20 protein-coding genes are annotated in these 19700 nt (G+C 67.3%); 13 read left to right on the forward strand and 7 right to left on the reverse strand.

The features are described from left to right. Positions 1-706 precede the first annotated feature (706 nt). From FFS35_RS07905 to FFS35_RS07920, 4 genes are read right to left on the reverse strand one after another with little or no spacing between them, the layout of a single operon-like run. The gene (locus FFS35_RS07905) at positions 707-1102 is read right to left on the reverse strand and encodes an HIRAN domain-containing protein (protein WP_137786568.1); all 396 of its coding nucleotides are present in this window, start codon (positions 1100-1102) and stop codon (positions 707-709) included. A 23-nt stretch (positions 1103-1125) separates the two neighbouring features. Next, the gene (locus FFS35_RS07910) at positions 1126-1764 is read right to left on the reverse strand and encodes a S24 family peptidase (protein ID WP_137786656.1); all 639 of its coding nucleotides are present in this window, start codon (positions 1762-1764) and stop codon (positions 1126-1128) included. A 25-nt stretch (positions 1765-1789) separates the two neighbouring features. Beyond that, the gene (locus tag FFS35_RS19945) at positions 1790-2005 is read right to left on the reverse strand and encodes a hypothetical protein (protein WP_171007556.1); all 216 of its coding nucleotides are present in this window, start codon (positions 2003-2005) and stop codon (positions 1790-1792) included. Positions 2006-2057: 52 nt separating this feature from the next. After that, positions 2058-2669, reverse strand: a complete 612-nt coding sequence (locus tag FFS35_RS07920) for a lytic transglycosylase domain-containing protein (RefSeq protein WP_137786570.1) — start codon at positions 2667-2669, stop codon at positions 2058-2060. Positions 2670-3165: 496 nt separating this feature from the next. Between FFS35_RS07920 and FFS35_RS20290 the strand changes: the two genes are divergently transcribed. The 8 genes from FFS35_RS20290 (at position 3166) to FFS35_RS07960 (ending at position 13780) form a co-directional block, all read left to right on the forward strand. Next, on the forward strand, positions 3166-3684 hold the full coding sequence (locus tag FFS35_RS20290) for a toprim domain-containing protein (RefSeq protein ID WP_249341525.1): 519 nt from the start codon (positions 3166-3168) through the stop codon (positions 3682-3684). Positions 3685-3752: 68 nt separating this feature from the next. Further along, complete coding sequence (locus FFS35_RS07930) at positions 3753-7964, forward strand: strawberry notch-like NTP hydrolase domain-containing protein (RefSeq protein WP_137786571.1); 4212 nt, start codon at positions 3753-3755, stop codon at positions 7962-7964. 68 nt (positions 7965-8032) lie between these two features. Next, positions 8033-8266 carry a type II toxin-antitoxin system Phd/YefM family antitoxin gene (locus tag FFS35_RS07935; RefSeq protein WP_171007557.1) on the forward strand — a complete coding sequence of 78 codons (234 nt, stop codon included), beginning with the start codon at positions 8033-8035 and terminating at the stop codon, positions 8264-8266. Next, a complete protein-coding gene (locus FFS35_RS07940) occupies positions 8263-8721 on the forward strand; it encodes a PIN domain-containing protein (RefSeq protein ID WP_137786573.1) in 459 nt (152 codons plus the stop codon). The genes FFS35_RS07935 and FFS35_RS07940 overlap by 4 nt, the downstream gene beginning before the upstream one ends. 81 nt (positions 8722-8802) lie before the next feature. Continuing rightward, positions 8803-10821 (forward strand): ParB/RepB/Spo0J family partition protein, encoded by a 2019-nt coding sequence (locus FFS35_RS07945; protein ID WP_137786574.1) that lies wholly within the window; start codon positions 8803-8805, stop codon positions 10819-10821. A 131-nt stretch (positions 10822-10952) separates the two neighbouring features. Further along, positions 10953-11873 (forward strand): zincin-like metallopeptidase domain-containing protein, encoded by a 921-nt coding sequence (locus tag FFS35_RS07950; protein WP_137786575.1) that lies wholly within the window; start codon positions 10953-10955, stop codon positions 11871-11873. 69 nt (positions 11874-11942) lie between these two features. Next, positions 11943-12587: a hypothetical protein gene (locus tag FFS35_RS07955; RefSeq protein ID WP_137786576.1), complete on the forward strand. Its 645-nt coding sequence runs from the start codon at positions 11943-11945 to the stop codon at positions 12585-12587. A gap of 224 nt (positions 12588-12811) precedes the next feature. Beyond that, a complete protein-coding gene (locus FFS35_RS07960; protein ID WP_137786577.1) occupies positions 12812-13780 on the forward strand; it encodes a DUF2493 domain-containing protein in 969 nt (322 codons plus the stop codon). A 34-nt stretch (positions 13781-13814) separates the two neighbouring features. Here FFS35_RS07960 and FFS35_RS07965 read toward each other — a convergent pair whose 3' ends face one another. Further along, positions 13815-14264 carry an NUDIX hydrolase gene (locus FFS35_RS07965; RefSeq protein ID WP_171007558.1) on the reverse strand — a complete coding sequence of 150 codons (450 nt, stop codon included), beginning with the start codon at positions 14262-14264 and terminating at the stop codon, positions 13815-13817. A gap of 116 nt (positions 14265-14380) precedes the next feature. Here FFS35_RS07965 and FFS35_RS07970 point away from each other — a divergent pair, with 116 nt between their 5' ends. Together FFS35_RS07970 and FFS35_RS07975 are read left to right on the forward strand one after the other, a co-directional pair. Continuing rightward, a complete protein-coding gene (locus FFS35_RS07970) occupies positions 14381-14833 on the forward strand; it encodes a hypothetical protein (RefSeq protein WP_137786579.1) in 453 nt (150 codons plus the stop codon). 266 nt (positions 14834-15099) lie between these two features. Beyond that, positions 15100-15510, forward strand: a complete 411-nt coding sequence (locus FFS35_RS07975) for a single-stranded DNA-binding protein (protein ID WP_137786580.1) — start codon at positions 15100-15102, stop codon at positions 15508-15510. Between the two features lie 42 nt (positions 15511-15552). On the opposite strand, the gene FFS35_RS07980 is transcribed toward FFS35_RS07975, so the two are convergent. Next, positions 15553-15774 (reverse strand): hypothetical protein, encoded by a 222-nt coding sequence (locus tag FFS35_RS07980; protein WP_137786581.1) that lies wholly within the window; start codon positions 15772-15774, stop codon positions 15553-15555. Next, positions 15761-16030, reverse strand: coding sequence for a DUF6437 family protein (locus tag FFS35_RS07985; protein ID WP_137786582.1), 270 nt, complete (start codon positions 16028-16030; stop codon positions 15761-15763). Before FFS35_RS07985 ends, FFS35_RS07980 begins: the two co-directional genes overlap by 14 nt. Positions 16031-16430: 400 nt before the next feature. Between FFS35_RS07985 and FFS35_RS07990 the strand changes: the two genes are divergently transcribed. The 3 genes from FFS35_RS07990 to FFS35_RS08000 all read left to right on the forward strand — a co-directional run bounded on the left by FFS35_RS07990 (position 16431) and on the right by FFS35_RS08000 (position 19694). After that, positions 16431-16670, forward strand: coding sequence for a hypothetical protein (locus FFS35_RS07990; protein ID WP_137786583.1), 240 nt, complete (start codon positions 16431-16433; stop codon positions 16668-16670). A 440-nt stretch (positions 16671-17110) separates the two neighbouring features. Then, positions 17111-17401, forward strand: a complete 291-nt coding sequence (locus FFS35_RS07995) for a hypothetical protein (RefSeq protein WP_137786584.1) — start codon at positions 17111-17113, stop codon at positions 17399-17401. Next, positions 17391-19694, forward strand: coding sequence for a type IV secretion system DNA-binding domain-containing protein (locus FFS35_RS08000; RefSeq protein ID WP_137786585.1), 2304 nt, complete (start codon positions 17391-17393; stop codon positions 19692-19694). Before FFS35_RS07995 ends, FFS35_RS08000 begins: the two co-directional genes overlap by 11 nt. The last annotated feature ends 6 nt before the right edge of the window (positions 19695-19700 follow it).

Genomic DNA, 19700 nt, shown 5'->3' on the forward strand with positions numbered 1-19700 from the left:
ACATTGGGACGATACCGCACTGCGTCGCTGCTGTTCGCAACATAGATTCTTGTTGGCCTAGCGCACCTTACTTCCTAGAACCCCGGAAGCATGGGGGAAAATGGCCATCTCGAACTGCTCCGCTTAGTCGGAGAAGCGCTCTATGGCGAGCGATGGCAGGCGCCTATCGCCGGCGATCTCGTGCGCGCTCACCTCACGGAGGTTCGCACGGGGCGCCTCAAGGCGGCTGGGCAAGGCGTCCACCTACCTGTCGAGCCTAGCCAAGTGAGCCGTCTTCACTGAGCCGCCCATAGACTGTGCGTATTGCCCATGCGGCTGATGCTTGCGATTAGTTTCGGGTTGGTTCTCGATGATCGTCTAGGGATGGACGCAATCAGGCCGGTTCTTCGATGTGCCAAGGCGCCTGGAGATGACCACTTCCGCAAGCTGTGGGTCGTGCCGGAGAAGACATCTAATGTAGCATCTTGGCATTGCTGCTCGTACGAACCAATTGCCTAATGCACCGAGCCGATTGGAAGCTGAGCCAAAGCATCGGTGACGAGGCTCCAACGATCCATGCCCGCTCTTTGCCCGTCCGATCGGAGCCCCGTCATATAGTCCTCAGCCTAGGCGAGCGCTTCGCCGGCACCCAGGTCGGCGATCAGATCGAACGCGATTCCCCATGCCTCTTCTCGGTCGGCCGCCATCTGGCTCGTCATGTTGAAGCTCAATCGTCTGGAGGGATGAAGTCCGGCCAGCAACCGTCAGACTCTGTGCCCTGCGAAGGCAGTGCCGGTCGCTCAGGCGGCAGCATCGGAGTCTCGCCACCGAAGGCGATCCGGATCGCAGCGCCAACCTGCGTCGCCGCTTGGAAGATCGCCTTCAGTTCGCGTCCGCTGCGCAACATCCCGCCGATCCACGGCGCGCGGTCTGCGGTCAAATAGCCGATCTGAATGCCGCGAGTGCTAAAGACAGCAATCGCATGCGGATCGACCGGGTTCTTCGGCTCCGGCAGGAGGTCTACAGGCTCCCCTGGCACACAGAGCAGGATCTCGAACCGGCGATTGCCACCATCGGCATTCGGATGGTTTGCACCGACGACGTGCAAGCTCATCTGCTTCATAGCCCTGCGACCGCCAGCAATCGTCAGCTCAGCGTCCGCCCGAACCACAGAACCCGCCCGACGATGTCGATGCGGCTGGGTTCGATATTCTGCCAGCTTGGATAATCAGGGTTGTCGCTCTTGATCGTGATACCCCGCCCCGCCGGCTGCCGCGCGAGCCGCTTGACCATCAGACTGTCGTCGAGGCGCAGCACGTAGATGCCGTCGCGCAGCCGGCCGACACCATCCCTGCGATCGACGAGGACATCATCACCGTCCGCCAACGTCGGCGCCATGGAATCGCCCTTGACCTGGATGATCGAAAGGCCGTCAGCCGACCCCTTGGTGCGCTCGCGCAGCCAGCGCGGATCAAAGCCGATCGACGTGCGTCGCGCCTCGCCGAAGTCGGCCGCGCCATAGCCGGCCGACGCATAGACATCGAGCACCGGAACCTGCTGCAGCGTGGGCTTCTCCCACTCCTGCGGACCGCCGAGCAGCGTCTCCTTGACGCCGAGATACGCGGCCAAGGTCCGGCGGTCCTGCTCGGCAAGCTGCTTGGGCGTGCCGCGCTTGATGAACTGCTGGATATAGGCGGGATTGCGCCCGATCAGCCGGGACAGCCCGGCATAATCCTCACGGCGCTCCTCGATCAGGCGCTGCAGCGCCTCGCGCGGATGTTCGATCGTCGGGACCATCATAGGGGATTTCCTATCGCACCTGGTGTGCCGTATAGAACATAACGGGAACGACGTAAAGCGAGTCGGCGTGATGGATGGAGAATTGCTGCCCAGGATCGAGCTTTTGCTCGCCCGCGTTGGCCTGAGCGCAACCCGCTTCGGGCGCATTGTCGTCCATGATCCGCGCTTCGTATTCGACTTGCGAGCGGGCCGACGGCCACGCCGCCGGGTTCACGCGCGCGTTCACGCCTACCTCGCCGAGCATGGCGTGTGACCGCAGCCGGCATGTAGGAACCTTCTCACAACCGACTGGCACGCCAGAGCGCCAACACTTTGCGCACATAAGCCGGCGTCTCGGCATTTGACGGTACGCCGCCGGCGCGCGCAACCGCCCCCGGTCCAGCATTATAGGCGGCGAGCGCCAGTGTGACCGATCCGAACCGATCGAGCATCAGGCGCAAGAAGCGCGCACCGCCGTCGACATTTGAACGCGGGTCAAACGGATTAAGGACGCCGAGTGCCCGAGCGGTGGCGGGCATCAGCTGGGCCAGGCCGATCGCGCCGGCGCTGCTGATGACGCGAGGTTGGTACGCCGACTCGGTCGCGACCAGAGCGTCGAGTAATCCCTCGGGTAGTGCATGGCGTATTTCCGCCGCGCGGATGAAGGCGAGGAATGCGTCACGACCCGGCAGGCGCGCGCTCGCGGGGACTGGCGTGGCCGTTGCCGACTTGTCGTTTGGCGGGAGCACCGCCGGAGTATCCGGCGCACGGCTCCGATGCTCCACCAGCTGGAACACGGTCGACGCAAACGACTGATGGTCCGCAGCAGCGTCTTGCGATTGTGCCGCCGCCGGAACCGCCCAGCCGAGCGCCAGCGTCGAGATGGTGAGGAAGAGTGGTCGGATCATCATCGCCTCGCATCATGCTTTTCCCTCTTCCTCGAATCGGAACATAGTGCGAACATGAAGCTGTAGGAAAGTGCCGCGATCCAAGAGGACAGGCGGCGACAGGGGCGCGCCACCAGGATGCAAGAAGCCCATGACCATGCACGATCACCGGTTCGACAGCGCCGAGACGAGCGGAAGGACCATCGTCGAGGCGCTGGGCGGTCACTGGACGCCAAGGGGCGGTCTTTGCCGCTGTCCCGCCCATACGGACCGTAGCCCCTCGCTCAGCGTTCGTCCCGGCCGCCGACGGCTCCTGTTCCACTGTTTCGCCGGCTGCTCGACCGTTGAGGTCATGGCAGCGCTCCGACGATTGCACCTGCCGAGCGCTGTCGCCTGGGCCGACCGAGTGCCAGCCCCTTCCGACGAGCTCGGGCGCGAGCGGGCTCGGCGCCTATGGTCCGAGGCGAGGCCCGCGGCGGGAACGATCGTCGGCCGCTATCTGGCAGGTCGCGGATTGGCGGTGAGCTCTTCGCTCCGCTTCCATCCGCGCACGCCGCAGGGTCGTGCTCCCCTCACCCGCTTTGCGCCCGCCATGATTGCAGCGGTCGAGGACGAAACCGGCGTCGTCGCGGTCCACCGCACTTTCCTGCGCTCGGACGGCGCAGGTCTGTCGCGTCGGCAACCAGTCAAGGCGGCGCTGGGACCGCTAGGCAGCGGACTCGTCCGCCTGGCGCCGCCGGGTGCCGTCCTCGGCCTTGCTGAGGGCATCGAGACCGCCTTGTCGGCGCAGCAAATGTTCGGCGTGCCCTGCTGGGCAACGCTGGGCGGCGAGCGCTTCAGGCGCGTCGCGCTTCCAGCCGGCGTTACCGAGATCATCCTCTTCCTCGATCATGACAGCGCCGGGCGTCGCGCCGAGGCGATTGCGCGCGAGCGCTTTGGCGATCGCCGGATCGAGGTCCGGTATCCGGAGCAGCCCGGGTCCGATTGGAACGATGTGCTGCGCCGACCGGCGAAGCAGCCGGTGGCCGACGTCGCCTAGAGAAGAGGCAGGCGGAGCAGTCATGCCCCGATGACGGCGCTGGAGCCGGTCGGGCCGGAGTCTCTGCCATGGCCACTGCCGCTCTTCACCTCGACGCTCCGACCAGTCCCGTGCCGCTCGTCGCACGCCGCCTTCTCGATTTCCTGCAAGCCGGTGAGAAGATCGACGCGCGCGTCCTGCGGGATTTGCTTGCCACAAGCACGCAGCGCTCTGCGGCCGATGGAGCATGGTCGATGCGTCACGCCTATGACGCGCTCGAGCTTGCCCAAGTGATGTGGCTCGGCGCGGGGCATGGTCCTGACCTGACCGATAGGGCCAGCGCGCTCGACGCCTTGATCGCATTCGGTGGCGCCCTGCCGACCCAGACGACCCGAACTGAAGACCAGCTTGCCTTCCAGCAGTTCTCGACGCCGGTCCCGATCGCCTGGCTGATGAGCATCGCCGCAGAACTTCGCCCCTGTGACACGATCCTCGAACCCTCGGCCGGCACAGGCTTGCTGGCCTGGCCCGCCGCGCGGCTTGGCGCGTCTCTGGTCTTGAATGAACTTGATGCCGGCCGTCGGATCTGCCTCGAGGCGGCCTTTCCGCAGGCACCGGTGAGCGGCCACGACGGGGAGCTCATCGACGACCTGCTGCCCGCTGGTCTCGAGGCCGACGTCCTGCTCATGAACCCGCCGTTCGCCCGCTCCATCGGACGTCCGATTGATCGGCATGCTGCCGCGCGTCACCTCCTCGCCGCGCTGCGCCGGCTGAAGGCTGGCGGGCGCGCAGTCGCGGTCATGCCGACCTGGTTCGATAGCTCGGTGCTCGGACCGGACGTGAGCGTCCTGTTGGACGCCGTTCTGGCGCGCGGCCTCTACAGCAAGCACGGCACCGGCCTTGCCGTCCGCATGCTGGTGCTCGACAAGCTGCCCGCGTCAGCCATGCGTTGCCAGCCGCAGGATGCGCCTGACCTCATCACGCTGCTCGACCTCGTCCAGCAGCTGCCCTTCCGCGCCCAACCGGTCCCGCCCCCACCACCGCCCTCGCCTCGCGCGCGGCTGTCGCTCTTCCAGCGGCAGCCACCGCACCCCGCCGTGCCGCAGATCCGGCCTCCGTCAGGCCATATGGCCGGTGAGCAGCCGCTCGAGGTTATCGCGCTCGACGAGCCCGCGCCGGTCGGCGAGCCGGCCGGCATCTACCTGCCCTGGCGCGCGAGCCGCATGCGCCTGCCCGGGGCCGCCGAACATCCCACGCCACTGGTCGAGTCGCTTGCCATGGGTTCGATCGCGGCGCCCAAGCCCACCCATGTGCCGATGCTGCCTGTCCGAACGGTGGCCGACGGCATCCTCTCGGCGGCGCAGCTTGAGACGCTCGTCTATGCCGGCGCCGCCTTCGAACGCGACCTGCCCGGCCGCTTCCTGCCCAGGGACAAAGGCGCCGCGCTAGAGCCCGCAGAGCAGGGGCGAGCCTACGCAAGGGGCTTCTACCTCGGGGACGGCACGGGCGCCGGCAAGGGCCGTCAGGTCGCGGGCATCATCCTGGACCAGTGGCTGCGCGGCCGCCGCCGCCACATCTGGTTCAGCAAGAACGAGGCGCTGCTCGAGGATGCACGGCGCGACTGGACGGCGGTCGGCGGCGTCGCGCTCGACGTGCAGCCGCTCTCCGCCTGGAAGCTGGGCACGGACGTGACCCTCGACGCCGGCATCCTGTTCGTGACCTATCCGACGCTCCGTTCGGGCCGGGAGGAGGCGACACGGCTCCGCCAGCTCCTCAACTGGGCGGGTGACGCGTTCGATGGCGTGATCGCCTTCGACGAGGCGCATGCCCTGGCCAATGCCGTCGGCGGCGAGGGCTCGCGCGGGCGGGTGAAAGGCTCCGAGCAGGGGATTGCCGGCCTGCGCCTCCAGAACCTGCTGCCCCGCGCCCGCGTGTTGTACGTCTCGGCGACCGGCGCGTCCGATGTCGCCAATCTAAGCTACGCGACGCGGCTCGGCCTCTGGGGACCCGGCACCGCCTTCGCGGATCGCGACGCGTTCGTCTCAGGCGTGCGGCAGGGCGGCATCGCGGCAATGGAGCTCGTCGCCCGCGATCTGAAGGCGCTCGGCCTCTACACCGCCCGCGCGCTGTCCTTTGCCGGTGTCGAATACGATCTGCTGGAGCACCGGCTCACGCCCGAGCAGATCGCGACCTATGACGCTTATGCCGAGGCTTGGGCGATCATCCATCGGAACCTGACCGCCGCACTCGAGGCGACGCGGGTCGTCGACAGCATCACCGGCTCGACCCTCAACGCCAACGCGAAGTCCGCCGCGCTCTCCCGCTTCGAGAGCATCAAGCAGCGCTTCTTTGCGCAGCTGCTCCTCTCGGCCAAGCTGCCGAGCCTGCTGCCGGCGATCGAGCAGGATCTCGGCCGCGGCGAAGCGGTTGTGGTCCAGCTTGTCTCCACTGCCGAAGCCATGCTGGGCCGCCGTCTCGCCGATCTCAGCCCCGAGGAGCTTGAAAGTCTCGAGATCGACCTCTCGCCGCGGGAATATGTCGTCGACTATCTGCTCGGCGCCTTTCCCACCCGACAGATGCGCGTCTTCACCGATGCAGACGGCAACACGCGCTCCGAGCCGATGAGCGATGATCAAGGCCATCCAGTCCACTGCCGGGAAGCCGAGGCGGCGCGCGATACTCTTGTCGAGCAGCTCTGTGCACTACCGCCGATCGCAACCGCGCTCGACGCCATCATTGAGCGGTTCGGCGTCGACGCCGTGGCGGAGGTGACCGGCCGGACCCGCCGGCTGGTGATCGGCTCGGACGGTGCCCAGCGCATCGAGCGCCGCAGTCAGCGCGCAAACCTCGCCGAAGCGCAGGCCTTCATGGACGGGACGAAGATGCTGCTCGTCTTCAGCGACGCCGGCGGCACCGGACGCAGTTACCATGCCTGTCTGAGGGCGAAGAACCAGGCGCGCCGGATCCATTATCTGCTCGAGCCCGGTTGGCGGGCGGATGCCGCGATCCAGGGTCTCGGACGCACCCACCGCAGCGCGCAAGCGTCTGCCCCACTGTTCCGGCCGGTGACGACCGACGTCAAGGGAGAGCGGCGCTTCATCTCGACCATCGCGCGCCGTCTCGACACGCTAGGTGCCCTCACACGCGGCCAGCGCCAGACCGGTGGCCAGAACCTTTTCAACCCGGCCGACAATCTCGAGAGCGCCTATGCCAAGGACGCGCTCACCGCCTGGTATCGACTGCTCTTCGCGGGCAAGCTGCAGTCGACCACGCTGGGCGACTTCCAGGAACGCTCGGGCCTCATGCTGGAAGCCGAAGGCGGAGGGTTGCGCGAGGACCTGCCGCCGATCCAGCGCTGGCTCAACCGGCTGCTGGCATTCCCCATCGCGCTCCAGAACGCGATCTTCGACGAGTATCTCGGGCTGGTCGAGGCGCGCGTCGATGCAGCGCGCGAGGCCGGCACGCTTGACCTTGGCGTCGAGACCCTGCCGGTCGAACATGTTCGCATCGTCCATGATACGCTGCTGCGGACCGATCCGGCGAGCGGGGCCGAGACTCACCTCCTTGAACTCGCACTGACCCGGCGCCCGCGTCCACTCACCCTCGCGGCCGCGCTGCGCTTGAGCGACAGCGGCAGGAGCAGCCTGCTCGTCAACACCCGCTCGGGCCGGGCGGCCGTGCGACGCGACGGACGCAGTCTCCTCACCGAAGATGGCCAACTGCAGCGGCGGCACGAGCTCATCCGCCCGCTGAAGCGCGACCATATCGCGACCGATCGCCTCGCCGAGACCAGCTGGATGGAAGCGAGCCGCGGTGCCTTCGAGCGCGCTTGGGCTGACGAGGTGGACGAGGCCCTCGCCTCGACATCGACCGAGACCCTGTTCCTCGCGACAGGGCTGCTGCTGCCGATCTGGAACGTCCTGCCGGACGATCATGTCCAGGTGCTTCGCATCGTCGATCAGGAAGGCCAGTCTTTGCTTGGACGCGAGGTCCCGACGCTCGCGCTTCCGGAGCTTGGGCGCCGGCTGGGTCTCGATCTCGACCGAGCGCTCGATCCGGCGCTGATTGCCAGCGCGGTGCTCGAGACCGGCCGACCCTGCCCGCTTCATGGGGCTACCGGACTGACGCTCAAGCGCGCGCTGGTCGGCGGTGAGCGGCGACTGGAACTCGCAGGCGCCGAGGCGGGACGTCTGCCCGAGTACAAGGCGCTCGGCTGCTTCACCGAGATCATCCGCTACCAGACCCGCCTCTTCGTTCCGCTCCATCGTGCCGACGAGATCCTCGTCCGACTGGCCGCTTGATTGGACGAGCCGCTCGACAGGAAAAGGCTCACGATCTATTTAGGTGTTACCACTAGAAAGTAATGCAGATGGAACGCGCAATTACCGCCAGCGACGCCAACCAGCGCTTCTCCGAACTGCTCCGCGAGGTGCAGGACGGCGAGACTTTCATCGTGACGTCGCGCGGCCGGCCTGTCGCGAAGATGGTCCCGGTCGACGATCTCGACCGGCAGGCGCCCGCGATCGACGCCTTGCTCGCGCATGTCGAGGCGCTGCCTCGCCGCTCGCTCAGCGGCTGGACGCGCGAGGACCTCTACGAGTGACCCGGGTCGCGTTCGACACCAACATCCTCGCCTATGTCGCCGGCGTCGATCGTCACCCGGACGACGCCGCCAAGATCGACGCGTCGCGAACGCTGCTGAAGCAATTGCGTGGCCGAGCCTCCCTGCTCGTGCCCGTCCAGGTCATCGGCGAACTGTTCGTCGTCCTCACGAAAGCCGGGGCCAGCCGTGCGGACGCACGAGCGACCGTGCTGCGGATGACCGAGGCGTTCGGCAGCGCCGACAGCAGCGCTCCGGCGCTCTTCTCCGCGCTCGACCTCGTTGCTGCGCACCAGCTGCAGTTCTGGGACGCACTGATCCTCAACGCCGCGGCCCAGGCGGGGTGCACCCTGCTTCTCTCCGAGGACATGAGCAGCGGCTTCACCTGGCGCGGCGTAACGGTGCTGAACCCGCTCACGCCCGTGCCGGATGACCGGCTGGCTCGGCTAATCGCCTGACGGCAGAAGAAGAGGAAAGGCTGGCGCCGGGCAGGTGAGCCTCAGGTGCAATCGGGCACCGGGGCTCACGGAGCCTGTCCCATGATCCAGACCATCCCGCTCAACAAGCTCGTTCCCTCGAAGCGCAACGTCCGGCGACGCAGCGACGAGGTGGCTGACCTCCAGCTTCGCGCCGATATAGAGGCGCGCGGTCTGCTGCAGAACCTGATCGTCACCGCCAACAAGAAGCCGCGGGGCACCTTCGCGGTGGAAGCCGGCGGTCGGCGGCACGCGGCGCTCAAGGCGCTGGCGGAGGCCGGCACGCTCGCCGCCGATGTCGAGATCCCCTGCCTCGTGCTCGATGACCTCGGCAGCGCTGTCTCCGAGGCAAGCCTCGCCGAGAATTTCCAGAAGCTCGCGCTTAACCCTGCCGACGAGTGCCTCGCCTTTCAGCACTTCATCGAGCAGGGCTCCGACGTCGAGGGGATCGCGCGCCGCTTCGGCGTGACGGTCCGTTTCGTCGAGGGCCGTCTTCGCCTCGCCAGTCTGGCCCCGGTCGTCTTCCAGGCGCTCGCCGACGGCGAGATCACGCTTGACGTCGCCAAGGCCTATGCCTCGACACCCGACCGCGAGCGGCAGGCGCACGTCTTCGACCAGATGAGCCGCGGCTATGGTGGTGCACACCCCGACAGCGTGCGCCGCATGATGACGCAAGCGACCGTCTCGGCCAGCGATCCGCGCGCGCGACTGGTCGGCGAGGACGCCTATCTCGCGGCCGGTGGCCGGATCGACCGTGACCTGTTCGCCGACGACAGCTCCACCCGCTGGCTCGACATCGCCATTCTCGAACGGCTCGCCAGCGAGAAGATGGAAGAGACCGCCGCGGCGCTCGCCGCCGAGACCGGTTTCGCCTGGGTGCGCCCGACCCTCGACCGCTACGTCGACTGGCAGCAGACCGAGGGTCTCACCCGCGTCGATCTGCCGGCGCCGGAGCTCTCGGACGCCGAACAGAGCCAGGTCGCCGAGCTCGAAGCCCAGGCGGCTGAGCGGGTCGGGGTGCTCGAAGATGAAGAGAGCAGCGAGGCGGACCGGGCAATTGCCGAGGCCGAACTCGAGGCGCTGGAGAAGGCGATCGAGACGATCACGGACAAGGCGCCGGTGCTGCCTGACGAGCTGCGGCCGAGCGTCGGCGCGTTCCTCGTGCTCGGCCCCGATGGCGCGCCGAGGCTCCACCAGACGCTCTACGCCGATCGGCCGGACGTGGCTGGTGTCGACGAGATCGAGGCGGCCGGTGATGCCGATGCGGATGCTCCGGCGCGCGTCGTCGGCCTCTCGCAGCGCCTGACCGACGAGCTCGCGATCCAGCGTCGTGATATCCTCGCCGTCCATGTCGCGGCAGACCCCGACTTCGCGCTCGACCTCGCCATCTTCCTGATGGTCGATCGTTCGCCCGCTCGCGGGACGGTGCGCTACGGGTCGACGCTGAGCGCCCGTGCGCCGCAGGAGCCGGTCATCGGCTTCCGCACGCCCGAGGCGGCGGCGACGCTCGCCCGCAACGAGGCCGATGAGCGCCTCGAGCGCAGCTGGATCAGGCACGAGACGGTCGAAGCGCGCTTCGACGCCTTCCGCATGCTCGAACCCGAGCAGCGCGCCGCCTGGCTGGGAAACGCGGTCGCGGGCTCTCTCGAAGCGAGTGTCGGCGGGATCGGCGCAAGTCTCTGCCGCTTCCATGATCACCTGGGAACCCTGCTCGACATCGACACCGCCGCATGGTGGCGGCCGACCGCCGCCAACTTCTTCGACAAGGTGACCAAGCCGGTGATGTTCGAGACCTTGGAGCAGATCGACGGCCCGGCCCTCGCCGCGCGCTACGCGAGCGCCAAGAAGGCCGATCTCGCCGCAACCTGCGAGCGCATCTGCGCCGGAGACTTCATCGGCGAGGTCGGTACCAAGGCGGCGGCCCGGGCGTGGCTGCCCGCTGCGATGCGCTTCGCGGCGGACGCGAGCGAGGCCAAAGCGGCGCCCCGACCCACAGATGTGGACGGGCTGGTGGCCGGCGATGAGCAGAAGGCGGATGCGCTCGATGAACCTGTTAGTGCCGAGCCTCGCGCTGCAGCCTGACGTTTCTTTATCGAACACCCCTGCGGGGCGGCCTTCCGCGAGGTCGCCCCCTTTTCTCGCGGGCACCTCCGAAGAGAAAAGGCGGCTGGCGCCGGGGCGAGCCGATCCGGCTCGTCAGAAGGAGATGCGCGATGCGCCAGTATCGATCCGACAATGTTCCGGCGAACCCTGCCGAGACGATCACCCAGGCCATTATCGAGCGGCTCGAAGCGGGTGTCCGACCGTGGCGACAACCTTGGACAGGTGGCCCCGTTTCGCGCCCCTTGCGGGTCTGTGGCACGCCCTACCGGGGCGCCAACGTCATCTGGCTCTGGATGGCGGCGCAGGCGCGCGGCTATGCCTCTCCGACCTGGATGACCTACCATCAGGCGCAGCTTCTCGGTGGGCAGGTCCGCAGGGGCGAGCGCGGCACGGTCGCCATCTTCTACAAGAGCTATACCAAGGAGGTCGAGAATCCGGGCACGGGCGAGCGCGAGGACGAGGCCCGGCGCGTGCTCAAGAGCTTCACCGTGTTCAATGTCGACCAGATCGACGGCCTGCCCGAACGGTTCGCTCCTGTCCTGACGCCGCTGCCCGAACCCGACGAACGCGACCGCTCAATCGGCGCGTGGTTCGCGTCCGTGCCGGCGCGGCTCCGACATGGCGGGGGCGAGGCCTATTACATGCCGTCGACCGACGAAATCACCATGCCCGACGTCGCGTCGTTCCGCAGCCGCGACCAGTATCGGGCGACGCTCGCGCACGAGATGGCGCACTGGACGGGGCATGCGACCCGGCTCGATCGCGCGCTCGGCAACCGCTTCGGGAGCGACGCCTATGCCATGGAGGAGCTCGTGGCTGAGCTTGCCTCGGCGATGGTCGGGGCCGCCTTGGGATTGCCGGTCGATCATCTCGACGATCATGCAAGCTACCTCGCGTCCTGGCTCAAGGTTCTCAAGACCGACAGCCGCGCGATCCTGACCGCCGCCGCCAAGGCCGAGGAAGCCAGCGCCTTCTTGCTCGCCTTCCAGCCCGAAACGCAGCCGGTCGAACCGGCGCTGCTCGCCGCCTGATCCCACCCACATTGCCGCCGCGGACGCACCCACCGGGTGCCACGGCGGCGCTCGTCCGGAGTTCACACCATGACCTATGATGTCGGCTACCGCTTCTCGCAGGCCCTCGATCCGAGCGGCCTCGACACGATTGCCGCCTGCCTTCACCCCATCCGGGCAGCGGCTAAGGACTGCCGCAACGCCGGCAAGCCGTTCGAGACCGATCCCGCTGTGGTCCTGCTCGCGCAGCATCTCGGAAGCGTCGCCACAAGCGCCATGCCCGACCGGGCGGCGCTTCGCTCGCTCTGCGGTGACGCGCTTGGCGAGATCGCACGCACGCCGCTGCTCGTACTGCTGGCGACGAGGGGCGTGTCCTACGATGCCGATGCCAAGCGTACCTTCCATACCGAAGCGCGGCGGGCGCTGCGGCGTCTCGCAGGCGAACTGCAACTGCCGGCAAAGAGCTTCGACATCCGCGTGTGCGAAGGTGGCCCCGCCGTCTCCGGCGAGGTCATTCTCCATGCGGATGAGCTTTACGTCCAGGTCTCGATCGGCGGCTATGGCGGCGGCGAGATCCTGTTCCGCCGCTGCCGCGGCCGATCCGATTACTGCGGCGAACGCAACCATTGGGCCCGGATGCCCGCCCTGCTCGATCCATCCAGTTTGGCCCGTCGGATGGCGCACGAGCTGGGCCTTGCGCTGACGGTGGAAGACCAGCCGCGGCTGGTCGCATGACGGTGGCTGAGCGTCGCGAAGGACCCCGGCATGCGGCGCCAAAGGCCCTCTACCCGCCGGCGGTGCGTGCGCAACCCGCCCGCCTGCGGCCCGTGTTGCCCGGCGGCGAGACCGCCGCCGGGCTGCCCGCGCCAGCCTTGTCGGGGGGTGGCGCCCGCCCCTGATGCCGACGGGCGGGAGGGCGCGTCGCCGCACTTGCGCGGCGTCGTCACTGGAGACCTCTCATGTCCACCACTCTTGCCGCCCAGCTCGCTGCGCTCGAACTCGGCCACCTGTCCATCCGCGCAGACGCCGGCACTAGCAACCGCAACCCGCTCGAGCCGGATGCTATCGACCAGACGCTGGCGGCGGTCTGGTCCGACCTGTTCGGACTGTTCACCGATACCATCCTCGAGAACCAGGCCGAGGAACTTGGCTGGGGCGTGGTCAACCTCTTCCACCGCGCTGCCGCCAAGGCCTCGACCCGGATCGATCGCGCGACCGATGAAATTCGGCTGCTGCTCGCGACCAACGACGGCTCGGAAGTCCACAGCACCGAACTGGAGGAGCAGGTCGAGCGCGCCCAGGCAGCCGAAGGCGAGATGCTGGCGCTCGAGGCGCTGCGCGAGACGGCTGCCGCTCTCTATCTGGCCGAGACCGGATCGTCGTGGCGGCCTGCTGGCGGGTCGCGCCTCAGCCATGATGCGCTCACCACATCGGCGGTCGTGCAGGGGCGCGAGTTCCTCAAGGCACGCGCCGAGGGAAAGCGCCGCGCGGCGATGCCGCAGGGTACCCCGATCCTTTTCGCCGGCGGTCGACTGACCTTCAGCTCGACCGACGACGCGAAGGCCTATGGCGATGCGATCTGGCAGACGCTCGACCGCGTTCGCGCCAATGTCGGCGAAATGGTCCTCGTCCACGGCGGTGATGGCAAGGGCGCCGATCGCCTGGCGGCATCCTGGGCCGAACGGCATAAGGTGCCGCAGATCAGCTTCAGCCTCGACACGCGCCTCGGTGCCCGTGCCGGGTTCCGGCGCAACGAGCAGATGCTCGATCTGAAACCCCGCTACGTCGTTGCCTTTGCCGGCAACGGCGTTCTCGAACGCCTCGTCATTCAGGCCAAGGAGCGCGGAATTTCGGTGGTCGATCGGCGTGGCCCGCTCGGCACGAACCCCAAGCAGCATGCCCGAGCCCATGCGGCCAGCCACTGCTGATCCTATCGGAGCGTGGCTTCGGCCACGCTCCTCACTATCTACCGTGAGCGGCTCGTTGGCGTGCCTTACCCGCTGCGATCCATTGCTCGAAAGCGCGCAAAACCTGGCGCAACTGAGCGTCCCTGACGACCCGTCGGGCACTTGCCAGCGTGAACCAGGATCGCTCCCGCTGGTGTCGTTCCGGCCAGTCCACCAGCTCCGCCTCGACCTCGAGTGCAAACGCTTCAATCCTCACGTCAGCGACGAACCCGAGGACCGAGCGGCCCGGCTGACGATATCGTCCGATCGCGTCAGGCACGATGCGGCCGGTCACGCCGGCCTCTTCGAGAGCTTCCCGTCCCGCGGATTGCGCCGCATCCAGACCGCGCCCGATCTTGCCCTTGGGCAGGATCCAGCGCCGGCGTGTTCGCGACGTGACGAGCAGGACCGAGACGCTTCCGGTCGGCTCGATGCGGTAGGGGATTGCGGCAGACTGGAGCGTCACGGGTCTCGGAAAAGCAGCGGCATTGATGCCGCATACAGCACGATGCAACCGGCTGCTCCACCGCTTTGATGTCGCCCGCTTTCCTACACGCCGGTCAGCCCCTTAATGCCCGCGGCATGTCACTCCTCCTTCTCGCCGCCGCCTCGATGATCGTCCCAGCCGGTGCGCGCTTCACCTGCACGCCGGTTGCGGTCTGGGACGGTGATGGTCCGATATGGTGCGCGGAGGGTCCGCGGATCCGACTGGCCGGGATCGCCGCACGCGAGATCGACGGCAGCTGTCGGAAGGGTCACCCCTGCCCCGGTGAGTCCGGCCGAGCTGCGCGCGATCACCTCGTCCAGCTGCTTGGCGGGGCACGCGGCACGCGTCGAACGGGCCATGTCGTCGTGCGCGGTCCGGTGCTCACCTGCCGATCGAACGGCGCTGCCCGCGGCACCCGAACCGGCGCTTTCTGCCGCTCCGCAACGACAGGCGACCTCTCCTGCGCGATGGTCCGGAGCGGCTATGCACTCGCCTGGGCGCGCTATGACGGCAAGCTGGTCTGCCGATCGGACCAAGGCCATTCCTGATGTCGGAGCGGTGAGGGCTCAATCTCCACCAGCACCTGGAACCGTCCCCATCGCCGCCTGATCCCTATGGCGGTCGCGAACCGCTGCAACCCGCCGTTCAAGGCCCGTGTTGCGCCCGCGCTGACGCTTGGCGCTGCCCGCGCCAGCCTTGCCCGTCAGGTTCCCCTCCGGCCTGCCGGCCTCGGTGCATCGCCCCGCTGAAGCCCGCCATGGCCGGGTTCTGCGTCGACGGGAACGGTCCCGGCGACCTTTCAGGAGCGAGCCTCATGACCAACACCGTTCTTCTTGTCGGGAATCTCGGCACCGATCCCGAGACCCGCACCACCCGCGGCGAAACCCGGGTCGTCAGCCTCAGCCTCGGCACCAGCCGGCCCAAGCGCGACAGCGAGGGCAAGACCTTCAAGGATGCGAGCGGCTTCACCGCCAAGGAAACCGAGTGGCACCGCATCACGTGCTTTAACGGCCTCGGCAAGACCGTCGCGCAGTACGCCACCAAGGGGATGATGCTCGCGGTGCGCGGTCGCATCCACTACAGCAAGTGGACCGATCGGGAGGGGGTCGAGCGGTACGGCTGCGAGATCATCGCCGAGGACGTGCAGTTCCTCAGCCGCGGCAAGCCGGCGAGCGCGGGTGATCCCGGAAGCCAGAACGACATCGACGACGACCTTCCCTTCTGAGCGGTCGGATCAGCCCCGGCGGCCATGCCGCCGGGGCTTTCCTCATGCTTGCGGGCGGGTTCCAAAATGCCGCGCAACGATGGCGTCGAGCCGCCGCGTCAGCAGCCCGGCGAGCGCGAGCGCATCGCGCTCCGCATCGAACGGATCGCGCTCAAAGGCCGTGACGATCGCGTCGCGCAGCCAGTAGCTCGTCGACGGATCGGCAAGGATCGCCAGCAACTCGGCAACGTCCCCTGCCCCTCGACTTGGGTCAGGCCGGGTCATCGCCGCCTCCCGTTCCGGCCGACTTCGGCGCGCCTGCGGGGCCCGGACGCCGCTGCGGAACCGGGTTGTCGAGAGCGTGCCGGATCGCCTGACGGAGGCCTTCGGAACCCAAGGCGCCGCCGCCAGCGTCGAGCACGATGATGCCCAGCTCCAGGGCCGCCGCTTGGCGCAGGGCATCGCGCAAGCTCGCCAGCCGTCGTTCTTCTTCGTCATGTCGGGTGAGCGCATCGAGCGCGCTCGGCTTCTTCTTGGCCACGACCAGTCTCCTGTCGGTCGAAGCCCCTTCCGACCTCTTCTTCGCCCAGGCGCGTGCCTGTAGGAAAGTGCTTTCTCGGTCGATCGGCCCAAGTCTTCTCCACGAGCGTGCCGCATCCAATCGGTCGTCGCGGGCATCGAGCCCGCGCCGACCGAGCTCTTCTACTCGCTCGACATGGGGAAGCATGACAGCGGCGAAGACCGGGCCTCAAGGACGACGGGGCCCCACCATTTTTCCGGCCGATCGAGGTCAGCCCGTTCCAACGAGCGTCGCGCATGGCCGGAAAAATCGTGACCCCCATCGCCGCTAACGCGGCCGCTCCTTCGGAGCGGTCCCTGACCCCCGATCTTCCCCGCTGTCCCTCAGACGCCGTCTTTGACGAAGAATGAGAGGACGGACGATGACCTTCTACAGCCCGATTACCACCACCGCCGCCGCTGCCACGGACCACGACGCCTATATGGCCGCCTACGCTAAGGCCGCGGCAAGGGCGCCGTACAGCTACTTCGACCAGCACATCATCCGCACCGACGATGGCTGCTACTGGGTTGCCGATGAAGGAGACTATGAGACGCTGTTGGCGGACCTGATTGACCGGATCGTCCACACCGTGCCCGCCGGCCGCAGCGACGAATACTAAGCCGGCGAGAGGGGCAGTCACCCTCTCGCTTTGCTCGTCCAGAGCACCTCCTTCCTCGCGCTAAACTCTCATCCTCCCGGCCATAGCCATCCCTTTGCGATGGTGCGTTCACGCCGTCGGCGATCCCACCGGACACCGCATCGAAGCCCGATCGTCAGTCTATCATCCCCTACCGCAGCACCTAGACGATATGGCGCAAAGGGAGCACACCCTATGCGGCAAGCTCGCAGGATAAGAGTTTGAGGAACCCCGCCAAAAGCCGTCCCACGCCCACATGCATTTCGTGGTTCTTTGTGGGGCCGTGGCTAAGCCATTGTTTTCGGCTGAAGGATAGTTGAAGCCGAACCGCGAAAAGCGTTTTCCTACAGCCCCCGGCCGCTGCTAGACGAACCCTGCCTTGCGACGCGCGACCATGCTCCTCCGGCATACCGGAGTCGTGCATGTCATATCATCAGTTCATCACCGTTCGCATGAGCGGAGCGATGCGCGCCGAGCTCGACCAACTCGTTGCAAGTCGCAGGACCGACATCGGCAAACTCGTCCGCGAGCTGATCGCTCGCGAACTGCATGCTGCCCCTGATCGGATCGGGGAGGCGCTGGGACAGCTGCTGTTCGTAGCCATCGCGCTCGACGAGCTCCTTGCCGCCCATGCCGATCCCAATCTGCGCGCGACCGTGATCCGCCTGTGGCGCGACGCGACCTCCGAGGAGGGCCGGTTTCATGCGGCATAAGCTCGTCAACTTCACCCGCGGCAGCCAGCTGATCGGGCATTTCGGCTTTATGTTCGCGGCCGGTCTCAAGGGGCCCGCCCTGGTCGCCACGGCAGTGTTCGCGGGCCTGATCTGGTGGCGGGTCACCGCCGCCCTGAGCGATGCCGAGAGCTATTTATCGTGGATGCGACTTTATGTCGCGGGCTACACCTGGTTCGAGTTCGACCCCACCAAGACCGTCAACCTAGCACGCGACGGCACCCCTATCCTCGTGCCGATCGCGCGCGCCGCCGGTCACCCGCTGATGGCAGCCGCCTGGACCAAATGCATGATCGCGGTGCGCAGCGGTGCCATTCTCGCGGCCGCTATCACCTTACCAGCGACCGTCGCCTTCGCCTGGGTAGCGGCATGGTTCGGCCGTCGCTCAAAGGAGAGCCGGCACGAGCGCGGAGCGACTCTGGCAACCTTGCCGGCGCTGGTGACGGAGGTCGAGGGGCACAATCGGGTCGAGCGAGCGACCGAATATCGGCGTATCCTCGGGGCCGGATGGCGCTTGTCGTCGACAGCCGAACGTCAGGCAGCGAACCTCTACGAACCCTATTCGCTCGCCGGCGTGCCATTTCCGTGGCGCCTCGAGCAGAGCCACGTCATGCTGATCGGCACGACCGGTACGGGCAAGACCGTCTGCCTGCGCGACTTGCTCGCCCAGGTCCGCGCGCGACGGCACCGCGCCGTCATCTTCGATCTCACCGGCGCGTTCATCGAAGCCTTCTTCGATCCCGCACGCGACGTCATTCTGAACCCGCTCGACGCCCGTTGCCCGCAATGGTCGGTGTTCGAAGACTGCGTCGACGAGGCCGGCTTCACGGCGGCAGCCGAGGCGCTGGTGCCGCATGACGGCGGCGGCGCCGAGCAGTTCTGGGTGCTCGCGGCACGCATGCTGTTCGTCGAAATGTGCCTCAAGCTTGCTGCCGAGGGGCGAACGACGAACCTCGCGCTGTCGACCGAATTGATGACCGCAAGCCTAGCGCATGTGCACCAGCTTATGCAGGGCACGGTCGCCGACCCGCTGACTGCGCCGGAGGCGGCCCGAATGGCGGAGTCGATCAGGGCGGTCTTCAACGCCAACGCCAAGGCGCTACGCATGCTGCCGGTCGATGGCCCTCGCTTCTCGGTGCGACGCTGGGTCGAGGGCGAAGGGGAAGCCGGCGGCTTTCTGTTCGTCTCGGCGCGCTACGTCGACATGGCGGTGGCCTCGCGACTGCTGACCGTCTGGATGGATACGGCGATGAACACGCTGATGGCCGGCCCGCGCACGCCCGACCTGAAGCTCTGGTTCCTGTTCGATGAGCTGGGTGCTCTGCACCGGTTACCGGCGCTCGAGAAGGGGCTTCAGACCGCCCGCAACTATGGTGGCGCGATCGTCGCCGGCGTTCATGCCTATGCCAAGCTCAAGGAGACCTACGGCGACAACATGGCGATGACCTTGGCTGCGCTCGCCCGAACCAAGCTGGTGCTCGCCACCGCCGATCGGGAGTCCGCCACCTGGTGCTCCGATTTCATCGGACACCGCCAATATCGCGAGATGGAGGAGGGCTATAGCTACGGCTACAACAATGCTCGCGACGCCGTCAGTCTCACGCCGCGACGGCAGATCGAGCCGCTCCTGCTGCCTGATCAGCTGATGAACCTGCCGCGCCTCCAGGGCTATCTGAAGTTTCCGGACGGCTTCCCGGCCGCGCCAATCCGGCTCGACTATGTGGGCTTCCCGACCATTGCGGCTCCGTTCGAGCCAAGACACGCACATAGCTTCCGAACGCCACAGGGATCGCCGTCTTCGGGAGGTGAAGCCGGAGGCAATGAGGCGCCTGGATCAAGCGATCAGGGTCCTGGCGCACGCGATGCGCGGGAGCATGATATCGACGCATCGCGCGAGCCTTTGACCGACCGGAGCGATCGTCACGAAGAAGAACCAGTAGCGGCGACGGATCCGACGTTGAACCCTGCCCTCGTCCGATCGAGCCAAAGGACCGTGGGGCCGAGACCGGAACAGGGGCCTGCGGAAGGACCACTTAACAGTCCACACCGACCGGCGCTGCCGAAGCCTCCTGGATCGGGTGGCGTTCAGATCACGCCAGCCAGCAACGCTCCCGAGGAAGTGCAACGCGGCAACATGTTCGTCCCGGGCAAGCGCGATCCCGGCGCCGACGTGCGCACCCCGGCATCGCCCGAGAACGTCACCCGCCGCGAACTCCGCGAGGGCATCGCGCCGTCCGAAGATCGGACGATCGACCAGCCTGATCTCGGCTTCTGACCCGCC

The organism is Sphingomonas sp. 3P27F8 (assembly GCF_005502745.1).
Taxonomy (GTDB): domain Bacteria; phylum Pseudomonadota; class Alphaproteobacteria; order Sphingomonadales; family Sphingomonadaceae; genus Sphingomonas.